Below are 23685 nucleotides of genomic sequence, written 5' to 3' on the forward strand. Positions count from 1 at the left end.
GATTAATATAAAATAAAAACCCGAATACATTAAGAACGTATTCGGGTTTTTGATTTTTATCTAAAAGATACTTTATTCTATTTCAAAAATAGCTTGAATTTCTACCACAGAGTTTATTGGTAACGAAGCCGCTCCAATTGTTGCTCTTGCATGTTTTCCTTTTTCTCCAAAAACCAATGCCGTTAAATTTGAAGCTGAATTCATAATCCCCGCGTGCTGTGTATACTCAGGAGTTGTATTAAAATATCCTGTTAACTGAACACATTGTTTCACTTTGTTTAAATCGCCACCACAAGCTTCTTTTAGCACTGCAATAACATTAAGCATCGTTTGGTATGTTGCTTCTTTAGCTTGTTCGTCTGTAACCGTTGCACCAACCTTACCTGGATTTAATATTTTACCCTCTTTTAATGCTACTTGATTAATATATACTTTATTATTAGAAATGGTATAAGGCACATAGTTCCCAACAGGTTTAGGAGCTTCTGGAAGTACTATATTATTATCTTTTAATGTTTTATTTACATCAATACTTCCCTTGCTTTCTACCGAAGTTGTTTTTACTTCTTTTACATTCTCTGTGTTTTTTAATCCCGAAGCAACTCTTGCCAAAGCTTTTCCTTGCTCTTTAGCTAAATTCAATTCGCTTGCAGATGGTCGTGTACCAACAGAACCTGTCAATGATGTTGCCCCAAAAGGAGTATTTCCCTGAGGAACTGATTTATCTAGAGTAGCTGTTCCCATAATTCCCGTAGGTACGATTACCATTCCGTGGGAAGCAAGGATATTCCAAAAAGATAATATTGCTGCTTCTTTTCCTGCACCTGATCCAGCCGACATAAAAACTGTTGCTGGCTTTCCTTCTAAAGCTCTTGAAGTCCAAAGCGGAATACTCTTGCTGAAAAAGTAATTCATATCTGCGCTTATGTTAGCAAAATGAACTGGACTTCCGAATGCGATTCCGTCATAATTTGCCAATTCCTCAATAGTTGCTATTGGCAATTTCTCTACCTCAGCATTTAATTTTTCTTTTGCATTAATCGAAGGAACACGTTTTATTGTCGCTTTTGTATTTGGATATTCCTGGATTCCTTCGGCCATGGCTTTTGCCATTTTGTACGTTCCGCCATTTTGAGAATGAATAAGAACCATAACATTTGTTTCTGATGGTTTTACTTGCGCATTTACACCAAAACCTATAAGAACTGCGGTTAGTAATACGAGTAGTTGCTTTTTCATGAATTTATTTTAAATGATTTATTATTTGATATCCCAAATTAAGTTCCTTGTCTTTTCATAAAGAACTAGTTTTTGGGACTGCAAAATTACTTTTTACAACAGCGAAAAGCGTTATTATTATCTTAATTTTATTTTTTGGATTTCGCAGAGATTCACAAAGAATCCGCAGAGCAACACAAAGATTCATGCAGAAAAAAAATCGGCTTAATCTGCAAAATCTGCGTGAAACAAAAAAAATAAACACACAGAAACATAGGGTTTAAACAATTCAATCCAAAAAGCTAGCTATTAATTTTCTAACTTACACCAACAAATCACTCAATCTTATGAAAAAAGCTATTGTATATGGAGCAAGTGGCTTAGTTGGATCTTATATCCTCCAGAACTTATTAAACAACGCCAATTACGAACAGATAACAATCGTTGTTCGAAAAGAATTAGATATTAAGCATCCGAAACTGAAAACTCTTATCGGTGATTTTCAATCTTTACCCAATGTCGTTAAAGATATTAATATTGACGAAGTTTATATTGCTATTGGAACTACCAAAAAGAAAACGCCTGACCAGAAAATTTATTACCAAATTGATCACGACTATCCTGTATTGGCAGCAAAACTAGCTAAGGAAAATGGAGCAAAATCTATATTTTTGGTTTCTTCTGTTGGAGCAAACCCAAGTTCATCTGTATTCTATACTAAAACAAAAGGAGAAACGGAACAAGATATTATTAACCTGAATTTTGAACATACTTATATCTTCCGACCTTCGATGATATTAGGAAACAGAAAAGAAAGTCGTCCTCTGGAAAAAGTACTTATAGGAATATTCAAATTAATCAATCCTTTATTTATGGGAGGGATAAATAAGTACAAAGGAATAGAAGCTGATAATATAGCCAAAGCAATGGTTAATGCTGCCAATAAACCAAACGCCAAAGTCAAGATATTGCATTGGAAAGAAATGACTGCTTTACTAAAATAAAAAATGGCATTATCTTAATTTTAGATAATGCCATTTTTACATTTATTAATATATAAATTAATACTCTTTCATTTTTTCGAAAGTAGTAGTAAGTGATTTTTTAATTTTACCCAGAGCACCTTGAAAAGCTTTTTCAAGCGTATCAGCATGATCGGTAACAGTAATAGGCTGTAGTTTTACAGGACGAACTTCAATCACACATTTTTTATCGTTTACGCTAAACTTCTCTCCGTTTTCATCTCCAAAATGCACTTCGATACGAGTAATTTTGTTATCAAAACGTGCTAAAGATTTTTCTAATTCACCAGAGAAATAAGCTTCTAATCTTTCGTGTCCATCAATGTTTTTGTCAGTGTTGATTTGAATTTTCATCTTACTATATGTTTAATGTTTGTTTCTCAAAGCTATCAAAAATTGAATTAAGAAACGAATAAGTTAATAAAACATTATGAAAATAAATGGAGGTTTTTTTGAACGAACCCTACTTATTCTTCTCGTCTTTCTTCCCCCATTTTATTTTGATTTTCCCACCATCATCGACGGCTAATAAATGCAAAACGATTCCTCGGTTGCGAACTGCATCTCGCTCGGCTTTGGTGGCAAGTTTTACATCATTCTTTGAATTTCGGAGTGGGATTGTCAAGGCTAAATTGGTATCATGCCCAAGAGAATAGATTCCGGCAACATCAAAATTAAGAACGCTTGAACTTACTCTTAAACTATTCACATCTATATTCTGCCCTCTTAAGATAACATCGCCTGATAAATTACTGAACGTAATATTTTTTACATCACGGAATGGAAACGCAAACTTCCCGATTTTTACAATTGGCTCAAAATTGACTAAAGCTCCATTGTTGACTTTAAAATTGACATTGCCAGTTACTGAGTTTTTTATTAAATCTCCTCCAGAATCCATTATTCCTGCAACGCTTGCTTTGGATGTCAGTTTCCCTTTTATATCTTTTGCATCAAATGATTTTATATCAAAATTATTAAACGAGGTCAAAAACTTTGTAATATCAACATTGGTAACTTGGGCTTCTGATTTAAAATTATACTTTTTGCCATTTGGACTTAACACTGCCGAGAAATCAATTGTTCCTCCTGCAGTTTGCAAAAATCCGTTTTGTACCGTGACATTAGAATTTGTTAGCCTAATTGTTGCTTTTGCATTTGTTGCCGCTAACTTGGCATAAACAAGCTTATCCATATTAAGTTGCAAGACTACTTGACATTTGTTTATTACGGTATGAAGCTGGTCTGAAAAACTCTGATGATTTGCAGGCTTTTTGCTAGGTTGTTTATTTTTTTGGGTCGCAGCAATAACACCTAGAAATTGTTTTATATCGATACTCGGGCTATAAATTTTCCAATCAACTAGCATTTTTTCGGGTGCATCATAATAGAGGTTCAAGAAATTATCGACTCTTCCTTCTACAAAAATCGTATTATGTCGGTCTTTGAATGCAAATTTCTTGATTACAAGTGCTTGCTCGGTAAAGTCCAGCTGAATGTCTGTTTTTTCGAAAGTAAGTCCTTTGGGGATATATTTTAAACTAGTATTTCCAACCCTAACGCTTCCTATGAATTTTGGTTTTCGAAAGTACAAATCGACGATATCACACTCGAACTTAAAATCGACTTTGGCCTGACCATTGGAAAAGCGCATTAAATCGGCATTGATTATATTGTTTAGTTTCGTAACATCAAAATTGGCGTTTAGGTTTCCTGTTGCAACGGGTTTATCAAAATTATGAATCATTGCATCTGGAATTTCAAAAGGAATTGTATTATATGCTCCTTTAAATCCGTGTATTATTACTGCCGAATTAGAATCATAACAACCTAACTCTTCCTTTAATATATTTGTGAATTTCCCGTTGAAGGTACAATCTGAAATTAATCCGTCGGGAATGCGTAATTCATTGTCCTTAATTTCGGCAACTACATTAATCTTCGGGTCGCCCTCGGAATTTAAATCTCCATCGATTGTACAGGTTACTCCTATTGGATCTTTTAAATCATACCATTTTAGCTTGGAACTAATGTTATTGGCCAGCAAATAGGTGGCGTTTTTCCAGAGGATTCTGGTTTTGATTTCGATACCAAAATTGGAACTGGTTTTACCTACATCAAAATAGGATTTAACATCAAATTTGTCTCCTCCTATTTCTAGTCCGTCGACATTTGCTGTGATTTTATTTTTGTCGGTATCGTAAGTAACTGCAATAATTCCTCTTATTCGTTTGTCTTTTGCAAAGCTTCCTTTTTCGGTATTAAAAGCCATACTTTTTACGTTGGTATCTACAAAAAGATTGGTACTCCAATCGCTTCCATCGTAATCTATTTTGGCTTTTAGTGCGGCTACTTCAAAATCAAAGAGTTTATTTCGTGGTTTATTTTCGGAAATAAAATGCACATTGGTCATACTTATTTCATCGACCAACGTAGTTTTTCCGCTTTCTTTTTTGTCTTTTTTAGGCTTCTTTCTGAAGATGTCTGAGTTTGTTATTCCGTTTGGACCTTTGTACAAATCGAGTGTAGCATCATTGATTTCGATTTTATGAAAGTCGATTTTGTCGGATACTAAACTCCAGATATTTAGCCTCACCTCTATTTCTTTTGCCGTAAGAAATGTTCGTTTATGTATTGCCCACAAACTGTCTTTTAGTTCTACATCTTTTAAGCCTAATGTAAGATTGGGAAATCCTGTTAGGAATTTATAATGGATGTCGCCTATGTGGATTGTTCCGCTAATGTTGTCGTTTATCTTATCGTTTATTTTTACAACGATTTTGTCTTTGTTGTGATTAAAATAATAAGCTAATCCTCCTGATGCAAGTAGTAATAATGCGATAAGACTTAGGAAGAAAATACCAATGCGTTTGGCATATTTTTTAAAATTACTTGTTTGTACAAAGTATTTTATTTTATCAATAATTTGTTTCATGCTAAGTGATTTTAAGATGGGAATATTAAAGGTAATCTAAAATCATAAGAAATAGCAGTGTTTTTATACAGAAAAATGCCTTTATAGAAAACAAGTCCTACAAAGGCATTCTATTATTACTCATTGGGTATTATTTATTTTAACGCATAGAAACATAGTTTTTGCACTCTATAAAAAGGCGTTTCACTTATCTATAACACACATAGCTAGCTATGTGAAAGAAATGTATTTCCTTTTTTGTTCTTTTTTCACACAGAAAACCTATGTTTCTATGTGTTTAATGAAATTTTATCTACACATTCTACAACTCTAGCCCTGATGGGAACGGCATCCTTTTTATAAGGCTTTTTTTGTCTTATAAAAAGATATAGTGGACAGCAGGAAATAGCTCCTAAAAACTAAAATACTGTTATTTAACGGGATGCGCTTGTCTGAATTCTTTTAAAACCTCGTCGATAACCCAAGTAGTTCTTGCCGCCGAAACACCATTAGACGGGCAAGCCGGAGTTCCTAGCAATTCTTGCACAATGGTTTCGATAAGTGGTTGCTGAATGTGCAACGGATTATCTATTGGGAAACTTTGTGTTTTTCCGTCTTTATCCTCGAGTAATACTGGGTCGTTGCCAAAGGTTGAAAAAGAAATCTTGCCTTTATCGCCTACTATCTCGACAATATCATGGCGTTTGTGACTTGCAAAATTCCACAGTCCTGTGCCGTGAATTCCGTTTTCGAACAGGAATGACATCGAAACGCTATCTTCGGCTGGATATGCCATAAGTTGGGAAGTGGCGTGACCTCGAACGGATTTAATTGGTCCGAAAACAAAATCTAGAAAATCTAGTGTGTGACAAGCCAAATCGACAAATATTCCGCCACCAGAAATGTGTGGTAAAACGGTCCAAGGTAAGTTGATTTCGTCGTCATATCTTGCTTCAAACGAATGGTACAAAACACAATTTACGTGTCTTGGTGTTCCGATGATTCCGTTATCAATTAGTTCTTTTATTTTTAGGAAACGTGGCAAACATCTTCTGTAATAAGCTACAAATAATGGTACATTATTTTCTTTGCAAGCGCTTATCATTTCGTTGCATTCTTCGAAGTTTAACGCCATTGGTTTTTCGACATAAACTGCTTTTCCTGCTTTGGCGCACAATACCGCATACTCTTTATGGGATGATGGTGGTGTTGCAATATATACTGCATCGACATCGGGGTCATTTATTAAATCTATCGCATTCGAATACCATTTTGGCACATTATGGCGTTTAGCATAATCCTCCGCCAAAGCAGCGTCTCTACGCATTACGGCAACTAATGCTGAATTTTTTGTTTTCTGAAATGCTGGTCCACTTTTAACTTCGGTTACATTACCACAGCCTATAATTCCCCATCTAACAATTTCCATTTTTATGTTTTTTAGTTGTTCCAAATTTAAGAGAAAAGAATTGCTTAAAAAAGTTAGCCACGAAATCACGAATTATTTTTTTCACGCAGATTTAAAAGGATTTGAGCAGATACACACAGATTTTTCACTAATTAAATCGGCTTAGATTTGCCTAAATCTGCTGAATCTGCGTGAAACAATAAGAATAAGCTACGAATTTTGCGAATTATTTTTTCACGCAGATTTAAAAGGATTTGAGCTGATACACACAGATTTTTCTCTAATTAAATCGGCTTAGATTTGCCTAAATCTGCTGAATCTGCGTGAAACAATAAAAATAAGCCACGAATTAGCTAATTAGCACGGATTTTAAAACTTTGCGCCCTTTGCGTAAATCCCTGCGAACTCTGCGGTTAACTCTCTACGCACAGCAAAAAAAAACAGGCTTCTCTAAATTAGAAAAGCCTGTTTTAAATATTTAATTATTAAGTCTTACTTTTTAGGTAATGCTTTAAATCCCATATTGAATAATGTAAATGCCTGAATATCGACATTTTCTTGGATTGTAGCTGCTACAGATTTTCCTGCTCCATGTCCTGCTTTTACATCGATACGAATTAAAACTGGATTGTCTCCTGTTTGTTTTTCTTGTAATTCGGCTGCAAATTTAAAACTATGTGCTGGCACTACTCTATCATCATGGTCTCCTGTAGTTACCATTGTTGCTGGGTAATGAACTCCTTTTTTTACATTATGAACTGGTGAATATGCTTTGATGTATTCGAACATTTCTTTGCTATCCTGTGCTGTTCCGTAATCGTATGCCCAACCTGCTCCTGCTGTAAATGTATGGTAACGTAACATATCCATAACTCCTACTGCTGGTAACGCCACTTTCATTAATTCTGGACGTTGTGTCATTGTTGCTCCTACTAATAATCCTCCGTTTGAACCTCCGCGAATTGCTAAGAAATCTGAAGAGGTGTATTTTTGAGCAATTAGATATTCGGCTGCTGCAATGAAATCATCAAATACATTTTGTTTTTGCATTTTTGTTCCTGCATCATGCCATTTTTTACCGTACTCTCCTCCTCCACGAAGATTTGGAACTGCAAATACTCCACCGTTTTCCATCCAAACTGCATTTGCAATACTAAATGATGGCGTTAAGCTTGCATTAAATCCTCCGTAACCATATAAAATAGTTGGGTTTTTACCGTCTAATTTTAATCCTTTTTTATAAGTGATCATCATAGGTACTTTTGTTCCGTCTTTTGATGTATAGAATACTTGTTTTGACTCGTAATCTGCACTGTTGAAATCAACTTTTGGCTGTTGGTAGATTTCTGATTTTCCAGATTTAACATCAAGTGAGTAGATCGTTCCTGGTGTTGTGTAATTTGTAAATGAGTAATACACAACTTTATCTGCTTTTTCTCCGCTAAATCCACCTGCTGTTCCTAACGCTGGCAATTTTATTTCGCGAACTAACTTTCCTGCGTAATCATATTGTTTTACTACAGAAACGGCATCTTTCATATAATTTGCAAAGAAATATCCTCCTCCTGTTGATGGCGAAAGTACATTCTCTGTTTCAGCAATAAAATTTTTCCAGTTTTCTGGTTTTGGTTTGCTAACATCTACTGTTACGATACGCTTGTTTGGTGCGTTTAAGTCAGTTTCGATAAACAATTTTGTTCCTTCGTTTTCGATAACGCTATTATCACTATTAAAGTTATCTACAATAGTAACAATTGGGCTGTTTTCTTTACTTAAATCTTTAATGTATAACTCGTTTCCGTAAGTTGAGTTTGCTGCTGTAATCACCAAATATTTCATATCATCGGTTACTGAACCTCCTACATATCTTCTTTTTTGGTCAAGTCCGAAAACAACTTTATCGTCTTTTTGTGGAGTTCCTAACTTATGGAAATACAATTTGTGCTGATCTGTTTTTGCAGACAATTCGCTTCCTTTTGGTTTATCATAACTAGAATAGTAAAATCCTTCTTTTCCTTTCCAGGAAATTCCGCTAAACTTTACATCTACTAATGTATCTTCTAATACTTTGTGAGTTTGTGTATCTATGATGATTACTTTTCTCCAATCGCTTCCTCCTTCAGAAATAGAGTAAGCTGCTATTGTACCATCTTTGGTAAAATCTAATCCTCCTAAAGATGTTGTTCCGTCTTTTGAGAATGTATTTGGGTCAAGAAAAACCTCGTCTTTACCGTTTGCTCCTTTTTTATAAATTACAGATTGATTTTGCAATCCGTTGTTTTTAGAATAATATGTAGACTTTCCTTTTACAAAAGGCGCACTTATTTTTTCATAATTCCATAATTTTTCCATGCGTTTTTTCAAATCTTCACGAAAAGGAATTTGATCTAAATAGGTATAAGTAACTTTATTTTCTGCTTTTACCCAAGCAGCAGTTTCTGCAGATTTATCATCTTCTAGCCAACGATATGGATCGCTTACTTTAACGTCAAAATAGGTATCAACTGTTTCTCCTTTTTTAGTTTCAGGATACTTTATTGCATTTGATTTTTGACTTTGTCCAAATGCAACAGTTGTAGCGGTTATAGCCATTAGAATACTAATTTTTTTCATTGTTATAATATTACTGTTTCAAACAAAAATAGTTATTTTTTCCTTGGTATTGTTATAAAAAACGCCAACTACATCGTTGGCGCTTTTAGAGCTTTTTTTAATACTTATTCTTCTACAAATTAAAATTTACTCCTAAAACGATGTTACGTCCTATGTTAGGAATTCCATCTGTTTTTAATCGGGATAAATGCGCGATGTACTTTTTATCGAATAAGTTGTTTCCGTTTATATTTACATCAAAAGCTGTTTTACCCAACTTTACTGTTCCGCCAAATCCTAAATTAACTAGCGAATATCCTTTTGAAGCAGTTTCGAAACCACTCACATTATCCTGATTAAAAGTCGAACTCACATTAAGAGTAGCGAACCCATCCTGAAACCAGTTATTGATTTTAAATTCTGTTCTTATCGTATTGTTCCAGTTGTTTGCAGGAATTAATGGCAAGTAATCTCCGTTTTGTTTTTTTCCTGTTACGGTTTCAAAACTAGTTTCAAAATGCAACCAGTCTAAAGGATGTGGATGAAAGTGTAATCCGATTTCTCCACCATACAATTTGGCGTTATCCTGAATATAAGCAAATACATCATTGTTATCTAGAACTTCTCCCGTTGGCGAAGTATAGATATAGTTGTTTACGTGATTGTAAAACCCGTTTACAAAGAACTCAAAATGACTGTTTTTATATTCTAAATTTAAATCTGTTTGTACGTTTTGTTCTGTCTTTAAAGCACTATTTCCTATTTCATAACGGTTTGTTCCTTCATGAACTCCATTAGATGTTAGTTCTGCTAAGTTTGGTGCTCTAAATCCCGAAGCCACATTTAGTCTCATGGTTAAGTTATCGGCAAGATTGGTTTTATAACCCAACGATGCATTAAAACTATCAAACGATCTGTCCAGAGCCTGAAAATATCCTTCTTCGCCTTCAACACCGTGTGCGATTGAAGTTACATTACGATTATCAAAACGTAAACCTGCTTGTAATACATTACTTTTCCACTCATAGTTTGCCGTTCCAAAAACACCAAAATCATTTGTTGTTGCATCTGGAATTAAATATTCTTCTCCCGAATTGGTATTCGTTTGGTGCATTCCCTGAACTCCAACAATGATTTCGATTTTACCCATTTTAGGCAAATGATATTTGGCATTATAGTTAAATGTTTTGAGTTTCATGTGTAATGAAGCTTCATTACTATCTTCAAACTCACTTCTGTCATTTGTGATATATCCTAAATCAACATCTAGTTTTGAATTCTGAAAAAAGAAAACATTGTTTAAACTCAATAAATGGTTAAAAACTCCTTGTCTAGGAAACTCTGTATTCTTGCTTGTTGTTTGTTCTCCAAATCCTTCTTCTGGAATTCCTAAATCTAGCTTATTATAGTTGTATCGTAAAACACTTGAAAAACTAGAATTACTATATCCTATTCCCGTTTTAAAATCGGTTTCGTTATAACGTGTATTTGTTACGCGGTCACTATCTCCTGCTTTGTAATCGGAATGTGAATTGAAACTTCCACGCGCCAAGAATTTCCAATTTTCTGTAGATGTTTTTAATCCGATAGAAGAATTACTTCCTTGTGTATTGGTAAAATACTTCTGACTGAAATTAGCCTTAAAATCTCCTGCATCGGCAAATTTTTCTGGGTTAAAATACAAAACTCCTCCCAAAGCATCAGATCCATATAATAAAGATGCCGGCCCTTTTATAACCTCAACACTTTCTACTCCGGCATCGTTTAATCCTAAACCATGCTCATCTCCAAATTGTTGATTTTCTAATCGAACTCCTTGCGAATATACCAAAACTCGATTTCCGCTTAATCCACGAATTACGGGTTTACCGATAGATGTTCCTGTAGAAATTTGAGAAACTCCAGGAATTGTCGCCAATCCTTCTATTAATGTCGAAGTTCCTTTTTGTTGTAATGTCTTGATGGTTTCATGCTCGACTTTCATTACGTTTTGCGATTGCAATTTGCTAAAAGCCGTAGATACAATTACCTCATCCATTTCGAATGCTGCTTGCGAAAGTAAAATATCGAGTGTATTCTCTTTTAATAATTTTTCGATATTCTTATTTTGAGTTGTAAAACCTACAAACGTAAATGCGATACGCAACCCTCCGTTAGGAAGATTATTCAAAGTATATTTTCCGTTTTCGTCAGTTGTAGTTCCTTTATGCAATTCGGGTGCATAAACCGAAACTCCCGGAACAGGTTGGTTTTGTAAATCGGTTACGGTTCCAGAAACTGTATTTTGGGCATTAATCAAGCCCGAAAACCCTAAAATTAGGGCAATTATTATTTTTTTCATTGAAAATGATGCTATAGTTAGATTATTTCTTCCTTTAAAATCAATTCAAAAAACAACGTATAAATACGCTCAATAACTCCGATAACCACCAGAATTAGTAAACCATTTTTACTATTTGAATTGTATAAATAAAGATTGTTTTTGATTTTACAGAAAACCAAAACAAGGCAATAGTTTGTATTACGAAACTATTCGGACACTAAAAATCTAAACTATGGGCGGGCCTCGAAGTGAATATAAACTTCCGGAAAATGAAATTGAGGTTTCCGAAAAGGTAAAAGAATAAGGGATTTCATCATGAAAAACAGGTAACTGAAAAGTAAATTTTTCAGGTGTTATATAACTGCTTATCGCAAAATGACATACATAGCAATAATCAAAATTATGATGCTGATGCGTTATTTCGGTGTTTGTTACGTTATACTCGTGATGACATTGTTTTTTTGAAAACTCTTGTACAATATGCTCATAACTATGAAACGATTGAAACAGCATTGAGAACAATACCGTCATCGTTAAAGAAATACTTATTATGAGCTGTTTTCTTTTCATGCCCTGCAAAGGTATAAAAAACATATAAGCGAAATGAAATCTGCAAGAGTTTCATTAAAAAACTATAATTAAAGACAGAAAATTAACCGGAAAGTTTGTAATTCGTGTAAAAAAATTAACCGCAAAGATCGCAAGGTTTTACGCAAAGGTCGCAAAGCTTTTCTACAATCTTGTCATCCTGAGCGGAGTCGAAGGACCATAATCTTTGCCGAGTCACTCGCGGAGACCCTTCCTGCGTCAGGGTGACAAGATTGTGGTTTGTAGCAAAGAATTAACCGCAAAGGTCGCAAAGCTTTTCCTAAATATTGTGGCTTGTTTGTCTTTAGAGTTTAAATACTACACATGTAGCTTTTACTCTCGATAAAACATTAGTGCCAATTCGAGTAATTTGTGGCAAAAGAATTAACCGCAAAGAGCGCAAGGATTTACGCAAAGATCACAAAGCTTTTCCTAAATATTGTGGCTTGTTTATGATTTGAGTTTAAATACTACATGCATAGTTTTTACTCTCAACAAAACATTTGTGTTAATTTGAGCAATTCGCGGCAACATTTTTTAAATCCATTTAATCCTTAAAATCTGTGGCTAAAAAAATTAACCACAATCAAACCACAACCGATACACTCAATATCTTATATTTGTAAGTTGAATATCAAAATGCAAAAACTACCTATACTCTTGGAACAATCATTAAAACCAAAATCCAAAATGCGATTATTTTTTAGTTGTTTATTTTTAGTATCATTTCTGAATGTCTTTTCTCAAGAAGAGAAAACTCCTGCTACAGAAACTCCAAAAGTAAAAATTGATTCTCTTTATCGAGAAGATCAGTTTTATTTTGCAATTACCTATAATGCACTAAACAATGCTCCAGACGGATTGTCGCAAAAGAAATTTTCGGCGGGATTAAATCTTGGTTTCTTAAGAGACATGCCTATTAACAAAAATCGTAACGTATCGATTGCTACTGGTTTAGGATTTAGTTATAAAAATTACTTTCAGAATCTTGCTATAACTGGTACAAACGACGCTCCTGTTTATAATGTTGTAAACTATTCGGATGTTAATACCAATAAATTCACTCAGTATTTAATCGATTTACCGATTGAGTTTAGATGGCGAACGTCTACTTTTGAGAGTTATAAATTTTGGAGGATTTACGGTGGTGTAAAATTTAGCTATCTATTATTTGACCGTTCTGTTTACAAAGATTCTGAGCAAAAAGTGGTTATTAAAAACAATAAAGATTTTGAAAAAATACAATACGGAGTTTATATTTCATCTGGTTTCAACACCTGGAATATCTATGCCTATTATGGTTTAAACTCTTTGTTTAAATCGGCAAAAACTCCTACGGAAGATATCGATATGCGAACGATGAATATTGGTGTGATTTTCTATATTCTATAACCAGAAAACTACAAACATTAGTTGCGGAATTATCCCTATCACTAATCCAATAATAAGTTCTTTATTGGTATGTGCATTCATTTCCAGACGTGATGAAGCCACAAAACCAGTCATTAAAATAAAGAAAGGAACCCAATACATCATATTTGGTACTTGAAGATGTCGGTACAAACCAATTGCAAAAATGGTTAATCCGCTTATGGCTATCATGTGCAAACTGGCTTTTATTTTACAAAAAGATAAAACCAACGCAATTATTGTACTAAATAATGCGCCCAGAAAAAAGAAATGCAATTCGGGATAACGTATAATCACGACACTACGCTTTACTAACAAAATGATTAAGAAGCAATGAAGCACCAGCGGAATCTTACGCTGTGAGGTTTCGTGTATCATAATCGAATCAACATTTCCTGTAGAACGAAGCAACAAGAAAAACAACATAGGAACAAAAACCGTGATAATTAATATCTGAAAAAGGATAAAGATTTTCTCCTCATTTGCAAATGCATCTTCCTTAAAAAAAAGGTAGAACATACTCGCATACATCGAAATAAATAATGGATGAAACACATAAGAAAATATCGGAAGAATCTTTTTCAACGGCTTGGATTTATTGTCTTGAACAAATATAAAAAAATATATGACTTTCTATAAAATGCTCAAAATTTTAACAGCAACTAAAATCAAGTAACGCGGATGACGCAGATTCGCCAAGGCGAAAACGCAGATAAAAACGGATTTTTTAAAACAATTGAAAAAAATCCGTTTTTATCCGCGTCTTTACTTTAGTAAATCCGTTTAATCCGCGTTCCATTATAGACAAACTTTGCAACTCGAAATCAGGTAACGCAGATGACGCGGATTCGCCAAGGCGAAAACGCGGATAAAAACGGATTTTTTAAAACAATTGAAAAAATCCGTTTTTATCCGCGTCTTTACTTTAGTAAATCCGTTTAATCCGCGTTCCATTATAGACAAACTTTAAAACCTGAATAAATCTATTTTTAAGAAAATATTAAAAAACTCTTTTCTACCTTTAATGCTTCAAATTATGTCGTGATTTTCTAAATCATATTTATCATCAATTTGCGTTTACATTTCAACAAAAAACACTTCACAATACAATGCCTATAAATCTTAAAAGTTTAATTCAAATCCTTCATGCCAAATGGATTGGAGGAAATTCAGATATTAATATCGATCATATTTCTATCGATAGTCGCTCTTTACAAAACGGACCAAAAACTTTATTTTTCGCGTTAAGCGGACCTAACAATAATGCTCATGATTACATTCCTGATTTAATAGAGAAAGGCGTTCATAATTTTGTAGTAACTCAAGTTCCCGAAAAATATACCCAAAGAGCCAATTATATAGTTGTCGAGAATTCTCTAACGGCTTTGCAGGCTATTGCGGGATATTATCGCAGTCATTTTAGTTTTCCTATTATCGGATTGACCGGAAGTAACGGTAAAACGATAGTAAAGGAATGGCTTAATTTCTTGTTGAGCCCTGATCATAATATCATAAGAAGTCCAAAAAGTTACAACTCACAAGTTGGCGTTCCGCTTTCGGTTATTGCTATAAATGAAAAACACAATCTAGGTATTTTTGAAGCTGGGATTTCTACGGTTTCAGAAATGGATAAACTAGAAAAAATCATCAAACCTACCATCGGACTTCTTACCAATATTGGTTCGGCTCACGACGAAGGTTTTTTAAATCTTGTACAAAAGATAGATGAAAAACTACTTTTGTTTAAAGAAACTCCCGTAATTATTTACCAGAAAACAGACGTTGTTCATTCGTGTTTAACGCAATTTGCAGCCGAGTATATGCTCGATTCCAGAAAACTGTTTTCTTGGAGTTTTACCGATAAACATGCCGATGTTTTGGTTTCTACCAAAGAAACTCATAACGAGAATACTTTAATTGAGTACAAATACAAGAACGAAAAAAGCCAATTTACAATCCCGTTTCAAGATGATGCTTCGATAGAAAACGCTGTTTCTTGTCTGATGGTTTTATTGTACTTAAAATACGATTCGGTTACAATCGAGAACCGAATGCATTTATTGTATCCTGTAGAAATGCGTTTGGAAGTAAAAAATGGAATTAATAATTGTAGCATAATCGATGATAGTTATAGTTCGGATTTTCAATCGCTAAAAATCGCATTAGATTTCCTGGAAAGTCAGCATAAATTCAAGAAGAAAACTGTGATTTTATCTGACATTCTTCAGAGTGGTTTTACAAATGACGAATTATATTCGAAAGTTGCTCAACTTATCGAGTCTAATAAAATAACTCGAGTTATTGGTATTGGCTCGACCATTTCGTCATTCAAAGATAAGTTTACAAATTGTGTTACATTCCCCAATACTGCCGAATTCATTACGCATTATGAATCATTGGACTTTGAAAATGAAACTATTCTTATAAAAGGTGCGCGTTCGTTTCAGTTTGAAGAAATTGTCGCATTACTTGAGGAGAAAACCCATGAAACGATTCTGGAAATTAACCTCAACGCTATTGGTCATAATCTTAATTTCTTTAAATCTAAAATAAATCCAACCACCAAAATGATGGTGATGGTAAAAGCCTATAGTTATGGTAATGGCGGTCTAGAAATAGCCAAATTACTAGAACATCATAAAGTAGATTATTTAGGTGTGGCTTTCGCCGATGAAGGAATCTCGCTTAAAAACGGCGGAATTAAACTCCCGATTATGGTGCTTAATCCCGAAACTACCACTTTTTCGGCTATTATTCAGCATCAATTAGAACCTGAAATTTATAGTTTAAAAGGGTTGAATGCCTTTTTGAAAATTGCTAAAGAGAAAAAACTACATCATTTCCCGATTCACATAAAGCTAGATACCGGAATGCATCGATTGGGTTTTGAAGACAATACACTCGATGAATTAATCGCTACTCTAAAAGGAAATACAAACGTTGAGGTAAAAAGTGTTTTATCGCATTTGGCTACAAGTGACGAAGAAAAGCATTTTGATTTTGTTCTTTCTCAGATTGATTTATTCGAGAAACTGTCTTCAAAATTATTGGCAGCATTAGATATTAACCCGATTCGTCATATCTTAAACACTTCTGGAATTAGTAATTTCCCGCAAGCGCAATACAATATGGTACGTTTGGGAATTGGTTTATACGGAGTTTCAAATGATCCTGCCGAACAAAAATACTTGGAAAACGTAAGTACATTAAAATCGATAATTTCGCAAGTAAGAACCATTCCTGCCAATGATAGTGTAGGTTACGGACGTCGTTTTATGGCCGAAAAAGAAACTAAAATCGCTACAATACCTATTGGTTATGCCGATGGTATTGCCAGACTTTGGGGTAACGGTGTAGGTTTTGTAACTATCAAAAATCAAAAGGCTAGAATAGTAGGAAACATTTGCATGGATATGCTTATGGTCGATGTAAGTGCTATTGAATGCAAAGAAGGTGACGATGTAATTATCTTTGGCGAAAGCCCAACTGTTATAGAAATGGCACAAGAATTACGCACAATTCCGTATGAAATCCTAACTAGTATTTCGCAACGAGTGAAGCGCGTATTTTTCCGTCAATAAAATTTGTACTATTAAATTTATAGAATTATTATTATATTTGAATACTTAAATTAATAACAAATAAAAAAGAACGAGTATGGGATTTTTTGCAGATTTTAAAGCTTCTTTATTGAAAGGTGATGTTCTGAGCTTAGCTACTGCTGTAGTTATTGGTGGTGCATTTGGAAAAATTGTTGGTTCTGCTGTAGATGATATTATTATGCCAATAGTTGGTCTACTTACTGGGGGAATAGATTTTACTCAAAAATTTATTACTCTAGATGGAAATTCATATACAACTTTAGCTGCTGCTAAAACCGCTGGTGCTGCTGTAATTACTTACGGAAATCTGGTTCAAGCAATAATTAATTTTGTGATTATATCTTTTTTTGTATTTGTAGTTTTAAGAGCTGCTGAGAAAGCTAAGAAAAAAGATGTTGCTCCTGCTGCTCCAGCCGGACCTACACAAGAAGAGTTACTTACACAAATTAGAGATTTATTAAAGAAATAATCCGCTACACTATTGTCTAACTAAACCGTTCAAAATCTGAACGGTTTTTCTTTTTTGTTACAAACGTAACTTTTTGTTATTTTTTGTGAACCCGCTTGTTTTCAACTTCATTATACCTATTTTTGCACTTCAAATAACAAACATTCACAATAAAAAATATAAAAATGAGAATAGCGATTGTAGGCGCTACCGGTATGGTTGGCGAAGTAATGCTAAAAGTGTTGGCAGAAAGAAATTTCCCTGTTACAGAATTAATTTTGGTTGCATCTGAGAAATCAGTTGGAAAACAAATCGAATATAAAGGAACAAATTATACGGTTGTTGGATTGCAAACCGCAGTAGATTTAAAAGCTGATATTGCTATTTTCTCTGCTGGAGGTGAAACTTCATTAGAGTGGGCTCCAAAATTTGCAGCAGCAGGAACTACTGTTATCGACAACTCATCGGCATGGAGAATGGACCCTACAAAAAAATTGGTAGTTCCAGAAATCAATGCTTCAACACTTACAAAAGAAGATAAAATTATAGCAAACCCAAACTGTTCGACTATTCAAATGGTCTTAACATTGGCTCCTTTGCACAAAAAATACAACATTAAGAGAATTATTGTTTCTACTTACCAATCTATCACAGGAACTGGAGTAAAAGCAGTAAGACAATTAGAGAATGAATACGCTGGTGTAAAAGGCGAAATGGTTTATAAATACCCTATTCACAGAAATGCAATTCCACATTGCGATAGCTTTGAGGAAAACGGATACACCAAAGAAGAAATGAAATTGGTTCGCGAAACTCAAAAAATTCTTGGCGACAAAACTATCGCTGTAACAGCAACTGCAGTTCGTGTTCCTGTTGTTGGTGGTCATAGTGAAGCTGTAAATGTTGAGTTTAGAAATGATTTTGATGTAAATGAAGTACGCGAAATTTTACATCATACAGACGGTGTTGTTGTTCAGGATAACATAGACACATTTACTTACCCAATGCCTCTTTATGCAGAAGGTAAAAATGATGTTTTTGTAGGTCGTATTCGTCGTGACGAAAGCCAACCAAACACTTTAAACATGTGGATTGTTGCTGACAACTTAAGAAAAGGTGCTGCAACAAATACAATTCAGATTGCTGAATATCTTGTAGCTGCAAAACTGGTATAAAACCCATAATTATATTTTAATAAAAGCCGTAATCGCACATTGTGATTGCGGCTTTTCTGTAGAAAAAGTGCATCTTCGACAATAAAAAAAGCCATATCTTAGCTAATAAAAATTTAAAAGACATGAACTTCGAAAATTATAAAATAATCCCAAACTACAATACAAACAAAACCGACTTGTTTCTTGCTGAAGAAGAAGATATTGAAGCTTGTGAGCAAACACTAAACGTTAGTTTTGATGATGATTATAAAGAATATGTTTTAACATACGGAAGCGGAATTCTAGGCGGAACCTACGTAAGGATATACCTTCCGGAAACGATAATACTAACTATCGCTGAATGGAAAAACCGAATTAACGAATATTGGTTTTGGGATGAAGGAGCAGCAGTTTTAACGAAAGAGGACGTTTTAAACTCTGTGAGAATTGGAGATACATTTGATGGAGATGAAATTATTCTTTATAAAAATGAATATTACATTTTGCCAAGAAATAGCGAAATGATATACAAAGCAGGAAAAACGCTCGAAGAAACCATAACTTGGTTGTGCTCGTCTGGAATCTTGACCGAAGCATTTACCGAAAGAGAATTCGAACCTTTTGACCCAAGCGAATGGGGTGATAAATTATAATAAAACAATAGCATTTAAATAAAATGGCAGAAGAACAAGACAAATATGTCAAAATACTTTTTAAATTTTTCAGTGAAATTCTAAATGAATCAGCTGTAGAAACTATGTGGGCAACAATTATCAATGCCGAAAAAGGATTATACAAACTAGATAATATTCCGTTTTACGCTCCCGTTTCTTGCGAAGATGTAGTGCTCGCAGAATATGATGAAGATGAAGAACGATTGGTTTACAGACAAACAATAGAGCATTCAGGAAACTCAACTATTCAGGTTGTTATGTTGGACAAAACCATTTTAACAGATGACATCCGAATGATATTTAACCATTTAGGTTGCGAATCTGAAAAGTTTAAAGAAGGATATTTTGTAATGGAAGTTTTATCGACCGTAAAATACGAACCTATCAGAGAAAAACTAAATGAGTTACAGAACGATGGTATCATAGATTACGCTGAACCAAATTTGTCTAATAATCATTGGTATTAGGATCGTAAAATGAAAAACATAGAAGAATTAATAAACAAAGAAGATCCAGGTTGGAATATTGTAACGGAGTGGATTAATGATGCCAAAAACAAAATAGAAATCCTAGCAGTTGATGATGCAAGGGCAAAAGAGGCATTATATAAAACTCAGGTTTCTACACGTTCCCCAATGGGCGCTATTATTTTCAGTACTGGAGGAATATTAGTTGACAATGGATGGATTAGGATTCTTGGCTCAGGACATGAGAAACTAAATCGTTCGCTACCCGATTGGAATATTGGGAAATTCACAGAGGAGTTTGGAGAAAACCCACGATTATTATTAATTGCTGATGATGCGCTTGGAGGTTTTTTCATTTTGAATGGTGGAGATTTAGGAAGTGATTTGGGAAATATATATTATTTCGCTCCAGACAATCTAGAATATGAAGCACTCGATATAACATACAGCGAGTTTTTATTGTTTTGTTTTAATAATGATTTAGATGAGTTTTATAGAAACCAAAGATGGGAAAACTGGAAAACTGAAGTTTCTAAATTAGATGGAAATAAGGTTTTTAATTTCGTCCCTTCTCTTTGGACTAAAAAAGGTAAAGACATAAACAAAAATAGCCGCAAAGAAATTCCAATTGAAGAACAATTCAGTTTTAATATTGAGATGAAAAAACAATTGACAGAATAAAACTTATATTCAATCGAGTTTATTAATAACTATTTATTCTAAAATGAGGGAAACATTCACATTTTTTGCTTTTTTACTATTCTTTGTATGTAATTCACAGAATACAAAAACCAATAGAGATACATTTAAATTAGAACTAATCGTTGATGCTGAGAATAATTATTCTATGCAAGTTCCCAACTCTCCCTATTTTGTAAAAGAGAAAATTCTTCAAATATACCCTTCTGAAAAATTATATATAGAAACGGTGATAAAAAACGATTCTATTTATTCAATGGAAGTGGTTGACAAAAATGTGAATCCAAAAAGAACAATCGAAATCGAGTTTTTACAAAACGTAACTGATAGAACAGATAAGCAAATGTTATTAAAAGTTACAAATCCATTTGATAAAAAGCTCAATTATGATGCAGCTATGTTTATTGTGGGACATGACAAATGGGTATCAACAAGCATAATTCCAATTCTACCTAATTTAGTTAATTATGAAACTTGGCAAGATGTAATTATAACATTAGTATTAGAAAATTGGCGTTTTGAATAGCTTATAAACCTACAGCATTTTTTAAATTAAATCTAAACTATGGGAATACTTGACAGACTATTTGGAAAATCTAAGCCTAAAAATCCAGAGGATGAATATCTGATAACAACAACAGAAGAATTCATAAAAGTAGAACATCCGAGAAGGGAAACTGAAACCATTTTATGGAAAGATATTGAGGCAATAAAATTGATAAATACAGATGAAGGTCCTTTTGCACCTGATATTTGGTTGGTATTAATTGGTAAAGATTCTGGGTGTTTAATTCCTCAGGGCTCAAAAGGATTCGAAACAGTTTACAATATCGTATCAGAATACGAAAATTTCAATTTTGAAAATTTTATAGAATCAATGTCTTGCACTGATAATGCTGAATTCTTACTTTGGAAAAAAGAGGAATAAACATTAATTTAGTAGAAACTTATTTATTACCAATTCATGGAATCTATTAAAATCGAAAAAGTAACAATTGCAGATATCGAAAAACTGCAAAATATTGGGAGACAAACTTTCTTAGAGACTTTTTCATTACCAAATACAGAGGAAAACATGAACAGTTATCTGTCTAGTAGTTTTGCCTTTGATAACCTTAAAAATGAAATCGAAAATCCAGATTCTAAATTCTTCTTTGCAGTATTGAATGATGAGGTTATTGGATATTTAAAAATAAACTCAGGAAAAGCACAAACGGAATTAAAAGAAGATAATGCCTTAGAAATAGAACGTATTTATGTTTCTAGAGAATTCTTAGGCAAAAAAGTTGGGCAACTTTTATACGACAAAGCATTGCAAATTGCCCAAGAAAGAAAAGTAGGTTATGTATGGCTTGGCGTTTGGGAAGAAAACCATAGAGCATTGGCTTTTTATAAGAAAAATGACTTTATCGAATTTGATAAACACATTTTTAAATTAGGAAATGATCCGCAAACAGATATAATGATGAAGCTGACCTTAAATTGTCTATAGAGGAACGCGGATTAAACAGATTCGCTAAGGCGAAAACACAGATTAAACGGATTTTCTATTTATTATTTTTAAAAATCCATGTAATCCGCGTTTTTACTTTTGTAAATCCGTATCATCCGCGTTCCTTTCGCAAAGAGTTCGATAGAATTAAAAGGATTGAAAGGATTAAAAAACTTTGCGAACCTTGCGTAAATCTTTGTGACCTTTGCGGTTAATTTCCCCACCACAAATAAAACAAAACACAAAATGAGTTTAGAACTTGATAATTTCTACCTAAAACAAGAAGAACCAAATAAAGGTTGTTTGCTTGCTTTACGACAAATTATTCTTTCACAAGATTCTGAAATCACCCATGCATTAAAATACGGCATGCCTTTTTTCTGTTATCAAGGAAAAATGTTTTGCTATTTATGGGTTCATAAAACAAATAACAAACCCTATCTCGGAATCGTCGAGGGAAAACATTTTGACAATCCTGAATTAATAGCCGAAAAACGCTCGCGGATGAAAACAATGCTATTTGATCCAAACGAAGATTTACCAATTGATACAATAAAGGCAATTATTGAGAAGGCAATTGGACTTTACAAAAGCGGAGAAATAAAAACATTGAAACAGAAGAAATAATTAATAAAGAAAAAACAATTATGCCATTTGTTAGAATCAGTTTACCAAAAAAATTATCGCAAGAAACCAAAGAGAATATTTCTATCTCGATACACGAATCTTTAATTCAGGAATTTAATATTCCGCAAGACGATTATTTTCATGTAATTGAAGAACTAGAAACCTCCCAAATTAAATTTCCAAAGAGTTATCTGGGTATTACCCATTCAGAAAACATTATTTATGTTCAAATAACCGCTGGGCAAGGAAGAACAAAAGAGCAAAAAACAAAATTATATGCTCAGATTGCAACTAGAATTTCGAATACAACCGAAATTTTAAAAAGTGATATTATTATAATTTTACTGGAGAATAATGGTGGTGAAAACTGGTCGTTTGGAAACGGTGAAATTCAAGAACAAAAACATTTAAAACAATTAAGCAACAATCAATAAAATGGACAATTATCTAAGACAATTAATTTCAATCGAATTTGAAGACAGAAAAGAAATATTTACTGGTTTTCTTATTGATTATACCGACGATTGGATTTTAATTAAAAATAATCCTGTTGACTTTATAATTGATGGTTATGTAATTTTGAAAAACAAAAATATACAGTCAATAACTCGAGATAGCGATAATGTATTTACAGAAAGTGTGATTAGACTAAAAGGTTTAAAAACCAACTCAGATGAAATAATTCCGCTAAGAGATTTATCTTCTATTCTTACCTTTATAACAAATAAATATGAGATTTTCCAGATTGCAAAAAAATCTGAAAAATCAGTTTACCTTGGTAAGTTAATAAAACTGGATGATGAAGAACTGGTTATCGATTTTCTTGAAACAAGAGGGAAATTTGGTGGTGAACTAAGTATAAACCCAAATAAAATAAGAGTGATAGAATTTGATACTGATTATATCAATTCATTAAAGCTTCTTGTTAATGAAGGAAGAAAGTAATTGATACTGAATCAAGAGTAAATAAAATATTGACATATTTAGGATTAGACCTAACAGGTTTTTGAAACCTGTTAGGTCTGCATTCAAAACAAAAAGCATCAT

At 33.5% G+C, this 23685-nt stretch carries 22 protein-coding genes; 14 read left to right on the plus strand and 8 right to left on the minus strand.

All coding sequences use genetic code 11. The features are described 5' to 3' along the window. Positions 1-72 precede the first annotated feature (72 nt). Positions 73-1239: an NAD(P)H:quinone oxidoreductase gene (gene wrbA / locus IW20_RS11225; protein ID WP_035622044.1), complete on the minus strand. Its 1167-nt coding sequence runs from the start codon at positions 1237-1239 to the stop codon at positions 73-75. A gap of 326 nt (positions 1240-1565) precedes the next feature. On the opposite strand from wrbA, the gene IW20_RS11230 reads away from it, so the two are divergent. Beyond that, complete coding sequence (locus tag IW20_RS11230) at positions 1566-2222, plus strand: oxidoreductase (RefSeq protein ID WP_035622046.1); 657 nt, start codon at positions 1566-1568, stop codon at positions 2220-2222. A 57-nt stretch (positions 2223-2279) separates the two neighbouring features. Here IW20_RS11230 and IW20_RS11235 read toward each other — a convergent pair whose 3' ends face one another. The 6 genes from IW20_RS11235 to IW20_RS25770 all read right to left on the minus strand — a co-directional run bounded on the left by IW20_RS11235 (position 2280) and on the right by IW20_RS25770 (position 12047). Next, complete coding sequence (locus IW20_RS11235; protein ID WP_035622048.1) at positions 2280-2594, minus strand: HPF/RaiA family ribosome-associated protein; 315 nt, start codon at positions 2592-2594, stop codon at positions 2280-2282. 109 nt (positions 2595-2703) lie between these two features. Then, positions 2704-5175, minus strand: a complete 2472-nt coding sequence (locus IW20_RS11240; protein ID WP_035622050.1) for an AsmA family protein — start codon at positions 5173-5175, stop codon at positions 2704-2706. 409 nt (positions 5176-5584) lie between these two features. After that, positions 5585-6583 (minus strand): Gfo/Idh/MocA family protein, encoded by a 999-nt coding sequence (locus IW20_RS11245; protein WP_035622052.1) that lies wholly within the window; start codon positions 6581-6583, stop codon positions 5585-5587. A 471-nt stretch (positions 6584-7054) separates the two neighbouring features. Then, entirely contained in the window at positions 7055-9154 is a 2100-nt protein-coding gene (locus IW20_RS11250; RefSeq protein ID WP_394363655.1) for a prolyl oligopeptidase family serine peptidase, read from the minus strand. Positions 9155-9287: 133 nt separating this feature from the next. After that, positions 9288-11495: a TonB-dependent receptor gene (locus tag IW20_RS11255; RefSeq protein ID WP_035622057.1), complete on the minus strand. Its 2208-nt coding sequence runs from the start codon at positions 11493-11495 to the stop codon at positions 9288-9290. Positions 11496-11702: 207 nt separating this feature from the next. Then, positions 11703-12047 (minus strand): hypothetical protein, encoded by a 345-nt coding sequence (locus IW20_RS25770; RefSeq protein WP_081912472.1) that lies wholly within the window; start codon positions 12045-12047, stop codon positions 11703-11705. 657 nt (positions 12048-12704) lie between these two features. Between IW20_RS25770 and IW20_RS11260 the strand changes: the two genes are divergently transcribed. Continuing rightward, positions 12705-13457 carry a porin family protein gene (locus tag IW20_RS11260; RefSeq protein ID WP_240478480.1) on the plus strand — a complete coding sequence of 251 codons (753 nt, stop codon included), beginning with the start codon at positions 12705-12707 and terminating at the stop codon, positions 13455-13457. Here IW20_RS11260 and IW20_RS11265 read toward each other — a convergent pair. Next, the gene (locus IW20_RS11265; RefSeq protein ID WP_035622060.1) at positions 13452-14060 is read right to left on the minus strand and encodes a hypothetical protein; all 609 of its coding nucleotides are present in this window, start codon (positions 14058-14060) and stop codon (positions 13452-13454) included. The two genes, IW20_RS11260 and IW20_RS11265, sit on opposite strands and share 6 nt — an antisense overlap. Positions 14061-14584: 524 nt before the next feature. On the opposite strand from IW20_RS11265, the gene IW20_RS11270 reads away from it, so the two are divergent. The 12 genes from IW20_RS11270 (at position 14585) to IW20_RS11325 (ending at position 23583) form a co-directional block, all read left to right on the plus strand. After that, positions 14585-17056, plus strand: a complete 2472-nt coding sequence (locus IW20_RS11270) for a bifunctional UDP-N-acetylmuramoyl-tripeptide:D-alanyl-D-alanine ligase/alanine racemase (RefSeq protein ID WP_035622063.1) — start codon at positions 14585-14587, stop codon at positions 17054-17056. Between the two features lie 76 nt (positions 17057-17132). Next, complete coding sequence (gene mscL, locus IW20_RS11275) at positions 17133-17546, plus strand: large conductance mechanosensitive channel protein MscL (protein WP_035622065.1); 414 nt, start codon at positions 17133-17135, stop codon at positions 17544-17546. 164 nt (positions 17547-17710) lie between these two features. Then, complete coding sequence (locus IW20_RS11280) at positions 17711-18700, plus strand: aspartate-semialdehyde dehydrogenase (RefSeq protein WP_035622068.1); 990 nt, start codon at positions 17711-17713, stop codon at positions 18698-18700. A gap of 122 nt (positions 18701-18822) precedes the next feature. Further along, entirely contained in the window at positions 18823-19332 is a 510-nt protein-coding gene (locus tag IW20_RS11285; RefSeq protein WP_035622071.1) for an SMI1/KNR4 family protein, read from the plus strand. A 23-nt stretch (positions 19333-19355) separates the two neighbouring features. Then, complete coding sequence (locus tag IW20_RS11290; RefSeq protein ID WP_035622074.1) at positions 19356-19820, plus strand: DUF4265 domain-containing protein; 465 nt, start codon at positions 19356-19358, stop codon at positions 19818-19820. Between the two features lie 9 nt (positions 19821-19829). After that, positions 19830-20501, plus strand: coding sequence for a DUF2625 domain-containing protein (locus IW20_RS11295; protein ID WP_035622077.1), 672 nt, complete (start codon positions 19830-19832; stop codon positions 20499-20501). 43 nt (positions 20502-20544) lie between these two features. After that, complete coding sequence (locus IW20_RS11300) at positions 20545-21045, plus strand: hypothetical protein (protein ID WP_035622078.1); 501 nt, start codon at positions 20545-20547, stop codon at positions 21043-21045. 39 nt (positions 21046-21084) lie between these two features. Beyond that, a complete protein-coding gene (locus IW20_RS11305; protein ID WP_035622080.1) occupies positions 21085-21447 on the plus strand; it encodes a hypothetical protein in 363 nt (120 codons plus the stop codon). A 36-nt stretch (positions 21448-21483) separates the two neighbouring features. Beyond that, positions 21484-22011, plus strand: a complete 528-nt coding sequence (locus tag IW20_RS11310) for a GNAT family N-acetyltransferase (RefSeq protein WP_035622082.1) — start codon at positions 21484-21486, stop codon at positions 22009-22011. 246 nt (positions 22012-22257) lie between these two features. Continuing rightward, positions 22258-22638 (plus strand): DUF1801 domain-containing protein, encoded by a 381-nt coding sequence (locus IW20_RS11315; protein ID WP_035622228.1) that lies wholly within the window; start codon positions 22258-22260, stop codon positions 22636-22638. A 20-nt stretch (positions 22639-22658) separates the two neighbouring features. Then, positions 22659-23072 (plus strand): tautomerase family protein, encoded by a 414-nt coding sequence (locus IW20_RS11320; RefSeq protein WP_035622083.1) that lies wholly within the window; start codon positions 22659-22661, stop codon positions 23070-23072. Position 23073: 1 nt separating this feature from the next. After that, on the plus strand, positions 23074-23583 hold the full coding sequence (locus IW20_RS11325; RefSeq protein ID WP_035622086.1) for a hypothetical protein: 510 nt from the start codon (positions 23074-23076) through the stop codon (positions 23581-23583). Positions 23584-23685: the final 102 nt, after the last annotated feature.

It is taken from the genome of Flavobacterium hydatis (assembly GCF_000737695.1).
Taxonomy (GTDB): Bacteria; Bacteroidota; Bacteroidia; order Flavobacteriales; family Flavobacteriaceae; genus Flavobacterium; species Flavobacterium hydatis.

What these genes read in the sequence shown, in the direction of transcription:
- IW20_RS11320 (WP_035622083.1), top strand. Translation starts at nt 22,659, where the DNA reads ATGCCATTTGTTAGAATCAGTTTACCAAAAAAATTATCGCAAGAAACC.
- wrbA (WP_035622044.1), bottom strand. Translation starts at nt 1,239, where the DNA reads ATGAAAAAGCAACTACTCGTATTACTAACCGCAGTTCTTATAGGTTTT.
- IW20_RS11250 (WP_394363655.1), bottom strand. Translation starts at nt 9,154, where the DNA reads ATGGCTATAACCGCTACAACTGTTGCATTTGGACAAAGTCAAAAATCA.
- IW20_RS11255 (WP_035622057.1), bottom strand. Translation starts at nt 11,495, where the DNA reads ATGAAAAAAATAATAATTGCCCTAATTTTAGGGTTTTCGGGCTTGATT.
- IW20_RS11300 (WP_035622078.1), top strand. Translation starts at nt 20,545, where the DNA reads ATGAGGGAAACATTCACATTTTTTGCTTTTTTACTATTCTTTGTATGT.
- IW20_RS11260 (WP_240478480.1), top strand. Translation starts at nt 12,705, where the DNA reads ATGCAAAAACTACCTATACTCTTGGAACAATCATTAAAACCAAAATCC.
- IW20_RS11315 (WP_035622228.1), top strand. Translation starts at nt 22,258, where the DNA reads ATGAGTTTAGAACTTGATAATTTCTACCTAAAACAAGAAGAACCAAAT.
- IW20_RS11325 (WP_035622086.1), top strand. Translation starts at nt 23,074, where the DNA reads ATGGACAATTATCTAAGACAATTAATTTCAATCGAATTTGAAGACAGA.
- IW20_RS11245 (WP_035622052.1), bottom strand. Translation starts at nt 6,583, where the DNA reads ATGGAAATTGTTAGATGGGGAATTATAGGCTGTGGTAATGTAACCGAA.
- IW20_RS11240 (WP_035622050.1), bottom strand. Translation starts at nt 5,175, where the DNA reads ATGAAACAAATTATTGATAAAATAAAATACTTTGTACAAACAAGTAAT.
- IW20_RS11305 (WP_035622080.1), top strand. Translation starts at nt 21,085, where the DNA reads ATGGGAATACTTGACAGACTATTTGGAAAATCTAAGCCTAAAAATCCA.
- mscL (WP_035622065.1), top strand. Translation starts at nt 17,133, where the DNA reads ATGGGATTTTTTGCAGATTTTAAAGCTTCTTTATTGAAAGGTGATGTT.
- IW20_RS11280 (WP_035622068.1), top strand. Translation starts at nt 17,711, where the DNA reads ATGAGAATAGCGATTGTAGGCGCTACCGGTATGGTTGGCGAAGTAATG.
- IW20_RS11295 (WP_035622077.1), top strand. Translation starts at nt 19,830, where the DNA reads ATGAAAAACATAGAAGAATTAATAAACAAAGAAGATCCAGGTTGGAAT.
- IW20_RS11235 (WP_035622048.1), bottom strand. Translation starts at nt 2,594, where the DNA reads ATGAAAATTCAAATCAACACTGACAAAAACATTGATGGACACGAAAGA.
- IW20_RS25770 (WP_081912472.1), bottom strand. Translation starts at nt 12,047, where the DNA reads ATGAAAAGAAAACAGCTCATAATAAGTATTTCTTTAACGATGACGGTA.
- IW20_RS11285 (WP_035622071.1), top strand. Translation starts at nt 18,823, where the DNA reads ATGAACTTCGAAAATTATAAAATAATCCCAAACTACAATACAAACAAA.
- IW20_RS11270 (WP_035622063.1), top strand. Translation starts at nt 14,585, where the DNA reads ATGCCTATAAATCTTAAAAGTTTAATTCAAATCCTTCATGCCAAATGG.
- IW20_RS11310 (WP_035622082.1), top strand. Translation starts at nt 21,484, where the DNA reads ATGGAATCTATTAAAATCGAAAAAGTAACAATTGCAGATATCGAAAAA.
- IW20_RS11290 (WP_035622074.1), top strand. Translation starts at nt 19,356, where the DNA reads ATGGCAGAAGAACAAGACAAATATGTCAAAATACTTTTTAAATTTTTC.
- IW20_RS11230 (WP_035622046.1), top strand. Translation starts at nt 1,566, where the DNA reads ATGAAAAAAGCTATTGTATATGGAGCAAGTGGCTTAGTTGGATCTTAT.